This is a genomic window from Rhodococcus sp. SG20037 (assembly GCF_031763325.1).
Lineage (GTDB): Bacteria > Actinomycetota > Actinomycetes > Mycobacteriales > Mycobacteriaceae > Rhodococcus_F > Rhodococcus_F qingshengii.
In genome coordinates this window covers 2,982,255-2,996,627 of record NZ_CP134497.1, presented here as the reverse complement: position 1 = coordinate 2,996,627, position 14,373 = coordinate 2,982,255, and the positions used below count along the sequence as shown (strand labels likewise).

General features: G+C 57.0%; 11 protein-coding genes. 7 read left to right on the top strand and 4 right to left on the bottom strand.

Annotation, left to right across the window (positions count from 1 at the left end; genetic code table 11):
* Positions 1 to 34 precede the first annotated feature (34 nt).
* From RHP72_RS13950 to RHP72_RS13940, 3 genes are all read right to left on the bottom strand, one after another.
* Positions 35 to 589 carry an HIT domain-containing protein gene (locus RHP72_RS13950; RefSeq protein ID WP_003943307.1) on the bottom strand — a complete coding sequence of 185 codons (555 nt, stop codon included), beginning with the start codon at positions 587 to 589 and terminating at the stop codon, positions 35 to 37.
* Positions 586 to 2,643: a threonine--tRNA ligase gene (gene thrS, locus RHP72_RS13945; RefSeq protein ID WP_007732914.1), complete on the bottom strand. Its 2,058-nt coding sequence runs from the start codon at positions 2,641 to 2,643 to the stop codon at positions 586 to 588. Before thrS ends, RHP72_RS13950 begins: the two co-directional genes overlap by 4 nt.
* Before the next feature lie 133 nt (positions 2,644 to 2,776).
* Positions 2,777 to 3,187 (bottom strand): TIGR02611 family protein, encoded by a 411-nt coding sequence (locus tag RHP72_RS13940; protein ID WP_085989954.1) that lies wholly within the window; start codon positions 3,185 to 3,187, stop codon positions 2,777 to 2,779.
* A 571-nt stretch (positions 3,188 to 3,758) separates the two neighbouring features.
* Here RHP72_RS13940 and RHP72_RS13935 point away from each other — a divergent pair.
* The 4 genes from RHP72_RS13935 to RHP72_RS13920 all read left to right on the top strand — a co-directional run bounded on the left by RHP72_RS13935 (position 3,759) and on the right by RHP72_RS13920 (position 12,120).
* The gene (locus RHP72_RS13935; protein ID WP_311094814.1) at positions 3,759 to 4,721 is read left to right on the top strand and encodes a tyrosine-type recombinase/integrase; all 963 of its coding nucleotides are present in this window, start codon (positions 3,759 to 3,761) and stop codon (positions 4,719 to 4,721) included.
* A gap of 534 nt (positions 4,722 to 5,255) precedes the next feature.
* Complete coding sequence (locus tag RHP72_RS13930) at positions 5,256 to 7,391, top strand: AAA family ATPase (protein ID WP_311094813.1); 2,136 nt, start codon at positions 5,256 to 5,258, stop codon at positions 7,389 to 7,391.
* Positions 7,391 to 9,172 carry an ATP-dependent helicase gene (locus RHP72_RS13925; protein WP_311094812.1) on the top strand — a complete coding sequence of 594 codons (1,782 nt, stop codon included), beginning with the start codon at positions 7,391 to 7,393 and terminating at the stop codon, positions 9,170 to 9,172. The genes RHP72_RS13930 and RHP72_RS13925 overlap by 1 nt, the downstream gene beginning before the upstream one ends.
* Before the next feature lie 941 nt (positions 9,173 to 10,113).
* Positions 10,114 to 12,120 carry an ATP-binding protein gene (locus RHP72_RS13920; RefSeq protein WP_311094811.1) on the top strand — a complete coding sequence of 669 codons (2,007 nt, stop codon included), beginning with the start codon at positions 10,114 to 10,116 and terminating at the stop codon, positions 12,118 to 12,120.
* 99 nt (positions 12,121 to 12,219) lie between these two features.
* On the opposite strand, the gene RHP72_RS13915 is transcribed toward RHP72_RS13920, so the two are convergent.
* The gene (locus RHP72_RS13915) at positions 12,220 to 12,744 is read right to left on the bottom strand and encodes a hypothetical protein (protein WP_311094810.1); all 525 of its coding nucleotides are present in this window, start codon (positions 12,742 to 12,744) and stop codon (positions 12,220 to 12,222) included.
* A gap of 558 nt (positions 12,745 to 13,302) precedes the next feature.
* Between RHP72_RS13915 and RHP72_RS13910 the strand changes: the two genes are divergently transcribed.
* The 3 genes from RHP72_RS13910 to RHP72_RS13900 are packed head-to-tail and all read left to right on the top strand — an operon-like array spanning position 13,303 to position 14,020.
* On the top strand, positions 13,303 to 13,437 hold the full coding sequence (locus RHP72_RS13910) for a hypothetical protein (protein ID WP_311094809.1): 135 nt from the start codon (positions 13,303 to 13,305) through the stop codon (positions 13,435 to 13,437).
* A 49-nt stretch (positions 13,438 to 13,486) separates the two neighbouring features.
* The gene (locus RHP72_RS13905; RefSeq protein WP_311094808.1) at positions 13,487 to 13,819 is read left to right on the top strand and encodes a hypothetical protein; all 333 of its coding nucleotides are present in this window, start codon (positions 13,487 to 13,489) and stop codon (positions 13,817 to 13,819) included.
* 12 nt (positions 13,820 to 13,831) lie between these two features.
* Positions 13,832 to 14,020: a ParB family protein gene (locus tag RHP72_RS13900; RefSeq protein ID WP_311094807.1), complete on the top strand. Its 189-nt coding sequence runs from the start codon at positions 13,832 to 13,834 to the stop codon at positions 14,018 to 14,020.
* Positions 14,021 to 14,373 lie beyond the last annotated feature (353 nt).

Below are 14,373 nucleotides of genomic sequence, written 5' to 3'. Positions count from 1 at the left end.
CAATGCATCCTGCCATGAAGCCGGATGCGTCAACCTATTGTTGCCAGGCACCGGCGAGTAGTCCCCTGGTCTCCCGCAGCAATTGCGGCATCACCTTGACCCCACCGAGCACGGTGATGAAGTTGGCGTCGCCGCCCCAACGTGGCACTACGTGTTGGTGAAGGTGCTCGGACAGCGAACCGCCCGCAGCGGCACCGAGATTCAGGCCGACGTTGAATCCGTGAGGATTCGACACGCTCTTGATCACCCGCAACGCCTGCTGGGTGAACGCCATCAACTCGGCGCTCTCCTCCGGCGTCAGGTCTTCGAGTGCCGCGACCTTGCGGTACGGAACCACCATCAGGTGCCCCGGGTTGTACGGATACAGGTTCAGAACCGCATAGACATGCTCACCGCGGGCAACGATCAGTCCTTCTTCGTCCGACATCTTCGGAATGTCGATGAACGGTTCACCTGTCGTGCCCGGGGTGTTGGGCGCCTCGGTGATGTACGACATCCGATGCGGCGACCAAATGCGCTGCAAATGGTCAGGGTCACCGACGCCGTGGTCGATCAGCGAACCCGGACCGTCGTCACCGGGGGCGCTCACTGCGCCACGCTTGGCTGCACCAGTTCGGCTGTCGGCGAGGCGTTCTCGCGGCGGCCGATCCACTCGGTGATGATCCGGACGGCGTCGTCGACGGGAATGCCGTTGATCTGCGTGCCGTCACGGAAACGGAAGCTGACCGCGCCGGCCTCCACGTCACGCTCGCCCGCGAGGAGCATGAACGGGACCTTCTGCGTGGTGTGGTTACGGATCTTCTTCTGCATACGGTCGTCACTGAAGTCGACCTCGGCGCGCACACCGGCAGCCTTGAGCTTCTTCGTGACGTCGAACAGGTGATCGGCGAACGCCTCGGCCACCGGGATTCCGACAACCTGCACCGGCGCCAGCCACGCCGGGAACGCGCCCGCGTAGTGCTCGGTCAGGACACCGAAGAACCGCTCGATCGAGCCGAACAGCGCACGGTGGATCATGACCGGACGAGTCTTGACGCCGTCGTTGCCGGTGTATTCGAGCTCGAACCGCTCGGGCAGGTTGAAGTCGAGCTGGATGGTCGACATCTGCCAGGTGCGGCCGAGGGCGTCCTTGACCTGGACGGAAATCTTGGGACCGTAGAAGGCGGCTCCGCCCGGATCCGGCACCAGAGTCAGGCCGGAAGCTTCGCCGACCTCGGCGAGGGTTGCAGTTGCCTCTTCCCAGACGTCGTCGCTACCGACGAATTTGTCCGGGTTCTTGGTGGACAGCTCGAGGTAGAAGTCGTCGAGGCCGTAGTCCTTGAGCAGGTTCAGCACGAACTGCAGCGTGGTGGTCAGCTCGTCGCGCATCTGCTCACGGGTGCAGTAGATGTGAGCGTCGTCCTGGGTCATGCCGCGCACGCGGGTCAGGCCGTGGATGACGCCGGACTTCTCGTAGCGGTAGACCGAGCCGAATTCGAAGAGCCGCAACGGCAATTCACGGTACGAGCGTCCGCGAGCACGGAAGATCAGGTTGTGCATCGGGCAGTTCATCGGCTTGAGGTAGTAGTCCTGGCCCGGCTTGCGCACGGTGCCGTCCTCGTTCAGTTCCTCGTCGACGTGCATCGCCGGGAACATGCCGTCGCGGTACCAGTCGAGGTGACCGGAAACCTCGTACAGATGCCCCTTGGTGATGTGCGGAGTGTTGACGAACTCGTAGCCCGCCTCGATGTGGCGGCTGCGCGAGTAGTTCTCCATCTCGGTGCGGATGATGCCGCCCTTGGGATGGAACACCGGCAGACCCGAACCGAGCTCGTCGGGGAAGCTGAAGAGGTCCAGTTCGGTACCGAGCTTGCGGTGATCACGACGCTCGGCCTCGGCGAGCAGTTCGAGGTATTCGTCCTGAGCCTCGGTGGACTCCCACGCGGTGCCGTAGACACGCTGAAGATCGGCGTTGTCCTGGTTGCCACGCCAGTAGGCGGCGGAGCTTCGGGTCAACTTGAAGGCCGGGATGTGCTTGGTGGTCGGAATGTGCGGGCCGCGGCACAGATCGGACCAGATCTTGTCGCCGGTACGAGGATCGAGATTGTCGTAGATGGTCAGCTCGTTGCCGCCCACCTCCATGATCTCGGGATCGTCGATACCGGACTTGTCGTCGATCAATTCGAGCTTGAAGGGCTCGTCGGCCAACTCGACCCGAGCGTCCTCGATCGAATCGACGACTCGACGCGAAAAGCGCTGTGATCCCTTGATGATCTGCTTCATACGCTTTTCGAGCTTGGCCAGATCTTCCGGAGTGAACGGGCGGTCCACCGCGAAGTCGTAGTAGAAGCCGTCCTTGATCGGCGGACCGATGCCGAGCTTCGCGTCGGGGAATTCTTTCTGAACCGCCTGCGCGAGGACGTGGGCCGCGGAGTGCCGGATGACGCTGCGGCCGTCCTCGGTGGATGCTGCCACCGGCTCGACGTCGACATCGACCTCAGGTGTCCACGACAGATCCTTGAGCGTTCCCTCGCCATCGCGGACAACGACGATCACGTCGGGCCCCTTCGTGGGGTATCCGGCTTCGCGCACTGCAGTCCCGGCGGTCGTCCCCGCGGGCACCCGAAGTGGGGCGGCTGAGTGCTCTGGCGCGGGACTGGTCACGGCGATGTGCTCCTAAAGGTATTGCGACAAGTTAGACAGGCGTCGTACCCACTGCGAGCACGCGCACGATCATGTTATCGGCCCTACCGACATGGTGAGACAACCGAGTGAAGGAAACCGGGCCGCGTTCAACTCACAGCGGCGACTCGAGCCACGAGTAGTCCAGGCCCACCCATGTCCCGATCAGGCCGAAAGTGCCGAGCACCCACAAAGTCGCCAGGACGATCACTGTGGTGAACAGAACGCCCAACCCTTTGACGAACAGCGACTGCTTGCCGAACCATTCCATGAACCGGTCGTATCGGGCCTTCGCGAAATGAAGGAGTCGATGTGCCCACGCGAACTCCGACGCCAGGATGCCGAGGCCGGCGAAAACGATGAGCCAACCGGGCCCGGGGTACGGAATAGCCACGATGCCGGCGGCGAACACGATCGTGCCCACGACTCCGACGCCGATGCGGTACGCAAGATTGAGGGTGGGCCGCGCGGCGATTCCCGCGCGCCACCGCTCCCAGCGGGACTCTGCGTCCTGGAAGACGGACAGGTCTGAATCGTCGACGGAAGAATCGACCTTTTCGGTACTCAAAGCAGTCACCTTTTCGGTCGCGAAATGTCTCTTCGACCAGGCTACCGAAATCGTCGCCCGGCGACCTGCGACGACGGTCTGCATCCCGAAATAACCGTGCCCTCGAACAGCTGTGCTCTCAAACGACTGAAGGCGTCCCCGATGATCGGGAACGCCTTCAGTATTTTTCTGTGGTCCCGGCTGGGATCGAACCAGATGTGATATTCCTGTTCAGAGCCGCTAACCCTATGGTCAGAGGAACTAAGGAGTGCCACACCATGCCAAAAAATGCCAACTTCTGACAATCTAGGGCCCACGGAGGGCCCACGAAATCAAGGAAAACAGCTGCATGGCCAGAAAAGTCTTCGGACGCATTGAAAAGTTGCCGTCGGGGCGGTACCGAGCCCGCCACCCCGACCCCACTCCTGGGAGTGCGGAACGTATCCCTGCACCCAGCACGTTCAGCACGAAAGGCGCGGCACAGACCTGGCTGAACACGCAGCAGGACGCAATCGCCGGGGGAACCTGGGTACATCCAAACGACGCTGCCGTGGCACGGCAGGCCACTCAGGCCGAGAAGGCACGTAAAGCTGTCGCGTTCGGTGTATACGCCGAGAAGTGGGTCGCCACCAGGGCCAATAGCAAGGGCGAGCCGCTACGCCCACGAACCCGCAAGGAATACGAGCGGATGCTTGGCACCACCGGATCGCTATTCCATTGGGCGGCAACACCCATCAACGAAATACGCGCCGAGGCAGTGCGCGAGTGGCGATCTGAACTACTCGCAACGGGCAAGGCCACGGCCACCGCGAGGGCCTACGACTTAATGAAGTCGATCTTGAAAACAGCCGTAGAAGATGGCCTGATCAGCGCAAACCCTTGCAAAATCAAGGGTGGCTCGCTTACCACCACGGGGAAGTCCACAACACCACCGACCGAGGTCGAGCTGGACATCGTCATCGAAAAGATCGTGCCGAGGTACAAACCATTCGTGATCATCGCCGCCGCCGGTGGCCTGCGATTCGGTGAGATTATCGGCCTGACCAGAACCGATGTCGCCGTTGAGCGCGATGGCGATGGCGAGGTGGACGCGGTGCGGATCGCTGTCGTGCGCAGCATCGTCGAAGGCAACGGCATCGCCAAGGTAGCCGGACCTCCGAAGAGCGCCGCAGGGCGAAGAATCATCGCTATTTTCGGCCACGACGCCCGGATCGTGGCCGCCCACGTCGAAGCCGTGAAACCGGGCGCACTGTTGTGGACAGACCGTAGCGGTGGTTACGTGTCACAAAGCACAGTGAACAACCACTGGCGAAAGGCTCGGGCAGCAGCTGGCCGCTCCGACTTGGCGTTTCACTCGCTGCGCCACTATGCAGGAACTCGCTACGCGCAAACCGGCGCGACGGTGGCCGAAACTATGGCGCGACTGGGACACAGCAGCGTTAAGGCCGCGATGCGCTACCAGCATGCCGGCACCCGTGACGACGAACTCGCCAGACGCGCTTCACGCCGGTAGCACCGGCCAGCACCCGCACCACATCAGCGCAAGGTGGTTTCTGCACCGTCACGGCGCCCCAGCACCTGCGCGCCTTAGGGCAGGGTGGAACGCTCAGTGCGTACTTCCGACGCTTCGATGTGGGCGCCTTTCGGCGGGTCGATAGTCAACGTGATGCGCCAGGCGCGGGTTCGGTTGTCCAGGCGTTATGTGGGCTGGGCGTCGGTGGGCATCGACAGTTGCTTGTCTAGATCTCCTGAACGCAACCGATCGTGAAGTCATGGTTATGTTCGCTCGGCTATCAGGCGGAAACTGTGCTCGGCGTCCACTGAGCGACCGTTCTTGCGGTGTCGCTCCATTCGTTCTTCGTTGGCCATCTCTTTCTAAAATCCGGTCATTGATCACCTCACTTTCACGCATGCCTTGTTGCAGAAATCGTCATCCTTATCAAACCCGAATAAAACTATTCAGGACAAACATCACCGTGATAACGTACGCTCCAAACATACAAGTCAAAAAACAAAAACAAACCCACACGCTTCAACCGGAGATGAAATGCATATATCTAAGCTCAGCCTGGTAAACTATCGAAATTTCGCAAACACTAACCTAGCATTCAACGCGGGAATCAATACGATTCTTGGAGAGAACGGATCAGGTAAGAGCAACGCATTTCGGGCTATACGACTTCTACTAGACGCTAACATGTTACCTTCGGCGTACCGAATCAACCAGGATGACTTCCACCGTGGCCTGTCGGACTGGCGGGGACACTGGATAATCATCAGCCTTGAATTTGAGGATGTCTCAGCGGATGAGTCGATTCAGGCCTTGTTCGTCCATGGCACAGGAAGGCTAGGGACCACCCCCATCGAGCGCGCCGCATACAACTTGATATACCGACCGAAAAAAGAAATCAGGATCAAGCTGTCCGAAATCACCGAAGGCGACATATCTGCACTGCAAGCTTTTCGAAGTAATATTACAGCCGAGGATTACGAAACCGTCTTTACAGGTCGCAGTACAGCAGACTTCAACGACCCCCAGGTATACAAAAAAATCGTAGGCGATTTTGACCTAGCTAAATTCGACGATCAGAGTAATGCAGATTTAGTCGGGGTGCAACTACCGAAACAACTTTCCGTGGCACGAGAAATATCCTTCACGCACATACAAGCACTCCGTGACGTAGTCTCGGACTTTCAGAACAATCGAACGAATCCGTTAAAAACTCTCCTCAAACACAAAAGCGGGGAGATCGATCCAACCGATTTCAAATCTATCACTGATAAGGTGATCGAACTAAACCAAGAGATTGAAAAGTGGCCTGATGTCGGCGAAGTTCGCACTGACGTACAGAATATGATCCTGGACACAGTAGGAGTGGCGTACTCACCCTCATCACTGTCGATATCATCCGAACTTCCCGGTGACGCCGATCGGCTATTTCAATCGCTGAAGCTGTTCGTTGGTGAGCACGGAGAAGAACACGAAGGCGCAGTTCATGACCTCAGTCTAGGAGCGGCGAACCTGATCTACTTAACCTTAAAGCTGCTCGAATTTAAATACCAAAAAGCTAACCAATCTGTTGCTAATTTCTTGTTAGTAGAAGAGCCTGAAGCACATATTCACACCCATATCCAGCGCACCCTGTTCGACCGACTAAACTATCCTGATACGCAAGTAATATACTCGACACATTCGACGCAAATTTCGGATGTGAGCAATATTAGCAGCATGAACATCCTTGGGCGAGAGGGGAAGACATGTGAGGCGTATCAACCCGCTAATGGTCTGAACGCGAAACAAGTGCGAAACCTTCAGCGTTACCTAGACGCGATACGTAGCAATTTGTTGTTCGCGAAAAGCGTCTTGCTCGTTGAGGGCGACGCAGAAGAGATTCTTATTCCGATCTTGGTCAGAAAAGTACTGGGCATCAGCCTCGACGAACTTGGTGTGAGCTTGATTAACATTCGAAGTACTGGATTCGAAAATGTTGCCTCGATCTTCGACGACAAGCGCGTACGAAAGAACTGCTCAATCATTACCGATATGGATGCAGCGATACTAGACACTACATCGGATCCGACTGACGACTCGGCCACTAAAAAATATAAACAAAGAGTGGCAGCTTCTCACAAAAGTGGCAAAGAGCGACATGCGGAAATGGAGGCGTTCATTTCTGGAAATCAGTGGACTAAAGCCTTCTACGCCGACCACACGTTCGAAGTCGATCTAGTCAAAGCAGGAAATTCAGAACTCTTTACAAAGATAGTCGAGGATATATACGACAAACCAGCTACGATCAAACTGGCCAAATTCGAATTAGGGAGTGCGGATGTGGCCAAATATGGACGACGCGCTCTGCGGATGGCCAACAATGCTAAGAAAGGCTGGTTTGCAATCTTGCTTGGTGGCGAGGTAGACGAACACTCTGTTATTCCCAAGTACATTCTTGAAGCGTTGAAGTTTGCACATCCAGAATTCTCGGCGCAGACATTGTACAATATTCTGGCATATCGTCTCAATATTTCCTTGAGAAACGGAACATGTACTGCCGAAGATGGCACGACCTATAGAGACCACCTAGATGAGTTTCATACCGGCAAAATTGATTTCAGGTCGATAAGAACACACACTGCCACGCTCTTGAGCGGCGATGTGATCAATAATCTCCTTGAGGTGTACTGATGCCATTGACATGGGAGATCGGAGCATTGACCGACGAACAAACTTTGGCGATCGAAACGCCCGGCAACGTATTCCTGGTTGCATGTCCCGGGAGCGGTAAAACTAGGACCCTTGCATACAAGGTCGCTAGCGAACTGAGCGATTTGGACTCGCGAAAGAAGTTCGTTATAGCTATTACATATACCAATAAGGCTGCCTACGAGATCGAAGATCGGATCGCAACACTAGGCGTAGACACAGAACAACTTTGGATAGGTACTATTCACTCATTCTGTCTTGAATGGATAATCAAACCCTATAGTGTTTATCATCCAGATCTGGCCGGTGGTTTCAGCGTAATAAATTCTTACGAATCCGAAGAGATAATTAAAGAGTTGTGCTCCAAAAAGGGATTGAGCATCTACGACTGTGGATTCTACTACACCGGCTCAGGCTATGAACTTGCATGCCTTGATCAAAGTAAACACGCGAAGATAAAAGCGGTTCTAGCCACGTATTTCGAAGAGCTGAAATTCACCAATCAACTAGATTTTGAATCAATTTTGAAGTACGCCCATGAATTAATGCAGAACAACCCGTCAATCGCAAAGATTTTGAGCAGTATATTTGAGTTTATAGCAGTCGACGAATATCAGGACACGAAGCTGATACAGTACGAAATCTTAGCCTCAATCATTAGCGCCGGGCAGGAGACACCGCGTTCATTCATCGTAGGCGATCCGAACCAGGAGATTTTCTCGTCGCTGGGCGGCTATGCGATGGATTCCAAAGAGTTGAGCACTCTTACACAAAAGCCGTATACACTTCTCAAACTGAGCAAGAATTTTAGATCATCTGCGAGGATTGTGTCGTACTTCGAGAACTTCAGTACAGAAAGTACGACCATGGTAGCAGCCTCGCCCGAAAGAGATTATCCCAGCGAGATTACCCTAAACCAAACTATTGAAGTTGACAATTTAGCCGGCGAGATCGCTAGGTTGGTGAATCACAGTGTGAAAGATCTCGGTATCGAACAAAGTGAGATCTGCATACTTGCCCCATGGTGGATACACTTGGCATCAATGACTCGAACGCTAGTCCAAAACCTACCCGAATATGAATTCGACGGACCTGGCCTCGTGCCGTTTGACAGAGACCGAGATAACTTTTGGTACAAGGTTGCCAAAATCGCGCTCACCCATGCGTCGCCAGAAATGTACGTGCGCAGACTGAGATGGGCAAACGACGTACTTTCGGAACTTGACGCGTGCGGTGCGGATGTCTCGGGATTGCACGGGCGTGACTACCTGCGTGCTTCGAACTCGCTGGACCTCGACGAAAATAACGGCATTGCCTACTTGCGGACCTACTTTGAATCCATAATGCAGTTACTGAAAATCGATTACCGCCTCTTCACAACACTCACAAATCAACACAGCGCTTTCTTCGCGAGCTCGGAAGCCAGGGTGAATAAACTAGTTAACGAGGGTAATGCTTACGTACAGGATATCGAAGTATTCCGTCGAGTGTTTCGAGACCGCACAGGAATCACGGTTTCGACAATTCACGGAGTCAAGGGAGGAGAGTTCGATACAGTTATCGCTTATGGACTACTCCATGATATAGTCCCACATTTCGCCGATCCAAGCCCCATAGATAGCGCAAATAAGTTACTTTATGTATTAAGCTCACGCGCACGAAAAAATCTACACCTGATTGCCGAGCGTAGAACTCGCCGATTTGGTTCGTATGAGACATCCTCGCCTTTAAAGAACATTAGTTACATCTATGATACAAACTAAATGAAGACCTTGCATAGAGCGATATCTATCTGGCGCCAACCTTCAAATAGAAAAACGAGATTTGGACCAATTTGACCTCGGTAGAACAAAGAGCGCCGAGTTCGACATCAAATCTTCGAACTCAACACACCTCGATTATTACAAATGAAAATCACTTTGGTGGGAGCGGAGGGATTTGGACTTTCATGCGCCTCTGAGGCCAGAGCCTCAAAAATGCTCTGAACTCTGAAAACACATCACTCGGAATGACCGATGATTACGGGGACTCGTGGGCAAGTTTGGGCGAAATGTGGACACCGCGGACGACTGTTCGCTGTGGGGTTGATGGCGCGCCGGTGGCGTCAACCCGGCATCGTTCCCGCGCGTTGATCACGATGCTGCGTCCATCAACTATTGCCCTCGGACCAGCTCGTGCGGCATATACGCCGCCTCGGGTTGCACATCCCCACGCGCAGCGGAGCTGGAGGCTCTGTGGGTGCCTGGCCGCAACGAGTCGAGGAGGGTCCGGGCGTTGGCCTCGCTGGAGAATCTGCCCTGTCAGGTCCTTGGACGCCATCATGGACTCGATCACCACACCAGTGAACACGGTCCGAAGGCCCCCATTCTGGGCAGACCACTTCACGTTGGCCGAGTCCGGGCTGCGTTGTGTGGGAGGACGCTCCGAGAGGTCTCAGACTGGCGATTTCCGTTGTCCGCAGGCAGAAGCGGCAGGCGTCTGCGAATTGATCGACCCGCTATCGAGTAGGCCAACGATTGCTTCGCGCAGAATGCGCTTGCAGCTGCGCGGAGGGCGCTGGACGCACAACAAAACCGCTCGAAGTGATCTGCCTGTTGGCCGAGGCGACCAACCAAAAGCCTGACTGATGCATTTTCATCGCCGACGGGTGGCCTATCTGCGACAACGCGCAGCGTATATCGGCGCTGACTGACAAGATGTCCGAGTGAAGACGTATCGACTCGAAGCCGGCGACGACCACGTCCAGAAGCTCGCCCACGAGAATGACCCGGTCAGGGCCGTGATCGAACTCGTCTGGAACAGCCTCGACGCCGATGCACACCACGTTGACGTGACACTGCACCGGAGCGAGACCGACGTCGTGGTCGGCGTCGAGGTAACCGACGACGGCCACGGAATGACACCGGAAGACATCGCTACCGAGTTCAAGTGGGTCGGCAACTCGTGGAAGCGAACCGCCCTGCGTAGCAAAGGCGAGGAGCGCCCGCTGCACGGACGACTCGGTCAGGGTCGGCTCCGAGCATTCGCGCTCGGCACCCAGGTCACATGGAATACCGTCGGCGACAGCATCGAGGGGAAGCAGCTGCAGACCGTCATCCGCGCACGTGCCACCAGCCGCAAGGACGTCGATGTATCCGACCCCATCGAGACCAGCAACGTCACGGGGACGCGATTCGTCGGCGAAGGCAAAGAGTCACTCGACCTGCTCGCCCGCGACACCGCCGCCGAGAGGCTTGGTACGACCTTGGCGCCATACCTCATCACCCACACCGGGATCGAGGTTACATACGACCGCCGACGCATTCAGCCCACCGACAACATCAGCAGCGATGCAACTCTTCCGGTCGAGTGGGAGCACAATGGCACCGTCCACCGCGCCCAGCTGCGCATCATTGAGTGGATCAAGTCCAAAGAGCGCGAAATCCACCTATGCGACGCCGAAGCGGTCGTAGTTGACACGCTCGACTCTGCGCCGGGTCCTGACTTCACCTATTCGGCGTACCTGCTGTGGAACGAAATGCCCCAGCATCAGGACCAGTGGCCCCTCGCCCGGATGGAGGCGATGCCAACCGTGCTCGGCGCACTACTCAAGGAACTCGACCAGGTACTAGGCAGCTACCTCGACGCCCGTCGCGCCGAGCGGCGGCGCGAGCTGGTGGAGGAGTGGAAATCCGGCAATGTCTATCCGTACGAGGGCGAGCCGTCCTCGGAGGAGGAGAAGGTCGAGCGCGCTACGTTCGACGTAGTTGCGACTGCGATCCGCCGACACATCCCAAGGGACAAGAGGAAGAAGCGTCTCACACTGGGCCTACTCAAGGACTCAATTCAGCAGCGCCCGGGCGACGTGGCAGCTTTGCTCGACGAGTACGTCGGTCTGCCAGAAGACGAGCGCCAGCAGCTCGACCGGCTCCTACGCAACACCGGACTATCGCGGGTGATCCAGGCTTCGACAGACGTCACGAACCGCCTGCAATTTCTGCGCGCCCTCGACCTGATGGTCTTCGACCCTGATGCCAACAAGATGGTCGGCGAGCGCGAGCACCTGCACCGCATCCTAGAGCGGGAGTTGTGGGTTTTTGGCGAGCAGTACAACTTCATGGTCAGCGAGCGGGGACTCACAGCGGCCCTGGACCGTCACCTCAAGCTCCTCGGGAAGGACCGAACCGACAAGATCCCGGTGAAGCGACTCGACGGCACCGTCGGGCGCCTGGACCTGCTCCTGTCCGCCGCGGCGACCGAGCACGACCGCAACCGGCACCTCGTCGTCGAACTGAAGGCCCCCAAAGTCGTCGCAACTCTGACCGAGCTGAACCAGATCAAGTCCTACGCGAAGGCTGTCGCGAAGGACGCTCGATTCGCCAGCAGCGCGACACAGTGGGACTTTTGGCTCGTCACCAGTGAAATCGACGACGATGTTCGGCAGGAAGCGAATCAGCGTGGCCGCGAGCAGGGCATTGTGTTCGAGCCCGACCTGCCAGAGGCTCCTGGAGCCAGAGTTCGGGTGTGGGTGAGGGACTGGGGCCAGATCATCGATGACGCAAAGCACAGGCTCGATTACTTCCAGAAGAGTCTTCAACACGACCCGTCGCTCGATGACGCTAGGGACTACCTCCGTCGCAACCACGGCGACGTCATCCCCGAAGGGTTGCTGGTAGACGAGGTATCGCCCGTACTCGATCCTGACGACTCCGACGACGACATGCGAACCTGATCGGACATGAGCGCCGCAAGCCGAACTGCATGGCGGGAGGCCAGGCAGCCACTCCTCGAATCCTACGTCCGCAAGCTGAGCGTTCCCGACAACCGAATCTCAATCGGTCTCGGCCACACGATCCTCACGGCCACTCCGACCCCAGCGTTCGATCTGCCCCAATTCGAGCCGTCGAGCGCCATCGAGCGCAGCCATCAGATCCTCTCCGTCCAGGAATCGCTCGATAAGGTGACTGACCACGCCGAGATAGTGCCGACTACTGATCGTCCCGACAGGACCGATCACCTCGATCTCCTTGTCGCAGTCAGTCAACTTCTCGATGTAGTGTTCCGCTAGTCCGTAGCAGATGCTCATGATCACTCTCGGAGCGCCGAGCATCTCTGGAGCGAACGAGATCCTGACCTGTGTCTCGCGCCCACTACTGGTGTAGATGGCCTCGATCCCCGACCCATGGCCATCGAGCACGATCAAGTCCGCGGGTCTGGACATCGCCTTGACCGCCGCTTCCATTTGTTTCTCGGTCCGACCCCGCGGAACCACCTCGCACCCAACGACATTGGCTGCCCACGCCGACAACTTCGACGGGACGGGACTGATCACGAGGACTCGTCTTGTGTATGACATCGCTGGCACCATAGCCCCTCGCCGACGCGAACATCGGAATCAGTTGTCGTTCCGGGTAACTCCCAGGCACGACGCCGCCGAATATTGGATCAGCCGTCACAACAGGTCCGCGTTCGAATCTCGTGGACACGTTTCCCGGCCGGTTCAAGGGTCGAGTATTCGCCCCCGTCGCGGGCCTCGACAGTCCGAGTGATCTTGTTCAACAAACGGTCGTTGACTGAACAGGAGGAACGCTGCTCAGATGGAGTCCGAATTACCGTTGCCCATGTTCAAAAACCCGTTCAAAAATTGATACCGTGGACCACACAAGATGAACACCTTTTTGAACGGACGCAGCCGTGGCGCTCGTCGGACTGGTACGCGTGAGCACCGACAAACAGGCGATCGCGACGAGTCGATTCGCACCATAGCGGCTGGCGTGCGGGTCTCGGTAGGTACGGTCCATCGAGTTCTTTCCGGCGCTGCTACTGATGTCGACGGAGCGCTCGCAAGAGGCAATACTGACTGCGTAGAGGAGGATCATTCTTGACGAACTCGATACCATTTAAACCGTCACGTGTGACTGACGCGCGAGTCAATGCAGCTCGGACGAAGTTGATTATCGACAAGAAGCTGAAGAGAACGTCCAAGCCCGAGATCGAGAAACTTGCGGCACTCAAGACCACGAGTGAACGACGGCTCATCGCCGGTTGACGCCGCCGAGGACATTACGGTTGACCTGGTTGACCAACTAGGAGATCGCATGAACACCCTCGTCGAGCAGGAACGCAAGCTCATGGACCTTCTCACCCGCCGCGTCCACCAGACGTTCGCCGCCGCGCGCGCCGCCGGCGTCCCCGCCGAAGTCTTCGACGACGTCGAATCGATCGCCCGCTCCATGACCGCAGCACTGCCCACCAACCACGCCGACGACCAGCTCATCGGACCGTTCTACGACACCAACGGCCCGACACAGTGGTGGGGTGTGAGCCGCAAAGCCATCGACAAGGCTGTTGTGCCGCCCTCGCACCTGCAGACTTCTCAGCAGGCCTCGCCGGCTGAGAAGAAGCAGAGCAACAAGCCTGTCACGGTGTAAATCTCGCCGGCGGTGTACACCCAGGCCCGTCTTGCCTTCAACGCCACACGCACAGCTGAAGCAGACCGCAGTTGGTCCCACTTCGTGGAGAAAGCCATCGCCGGAGAAATCCGGCGCCGGGCGGAACTTCACAACTGCGGAGAGGACTTCGAAGGGGTCGATGCGCCATTCTCTCCAGGCCGCCCACTGTCCGACCACTGAGTACGATTCAAAGGCCCGTTTTGGAAGTCGACCACATGATCCCCAGTTCTCTGACAAACCATCAGCTAACTTAATAACTTGTTAGAAACAGAGATTTACTTGCACAGTTCGCAAGTGCGGCGAGTCGATTCGCACCACCGCGCCCCTGCGTGCGGGTCTGGATAGGAATGGCTCGAACCGGACTGTAGATACCCGCGCAACGCTATTTAACGAACGCAGATGCCACCTTTGCGCTACGACCGCCTCTGATGCTCAATGCATCATGCGGAAGGGGCCCGGTTCCGCCTCTGCCGATCTTGATCGGTATGCAGATCGGGCCCCTTCTTCGTTTCTCCATCAGCCATTTCCAGGGA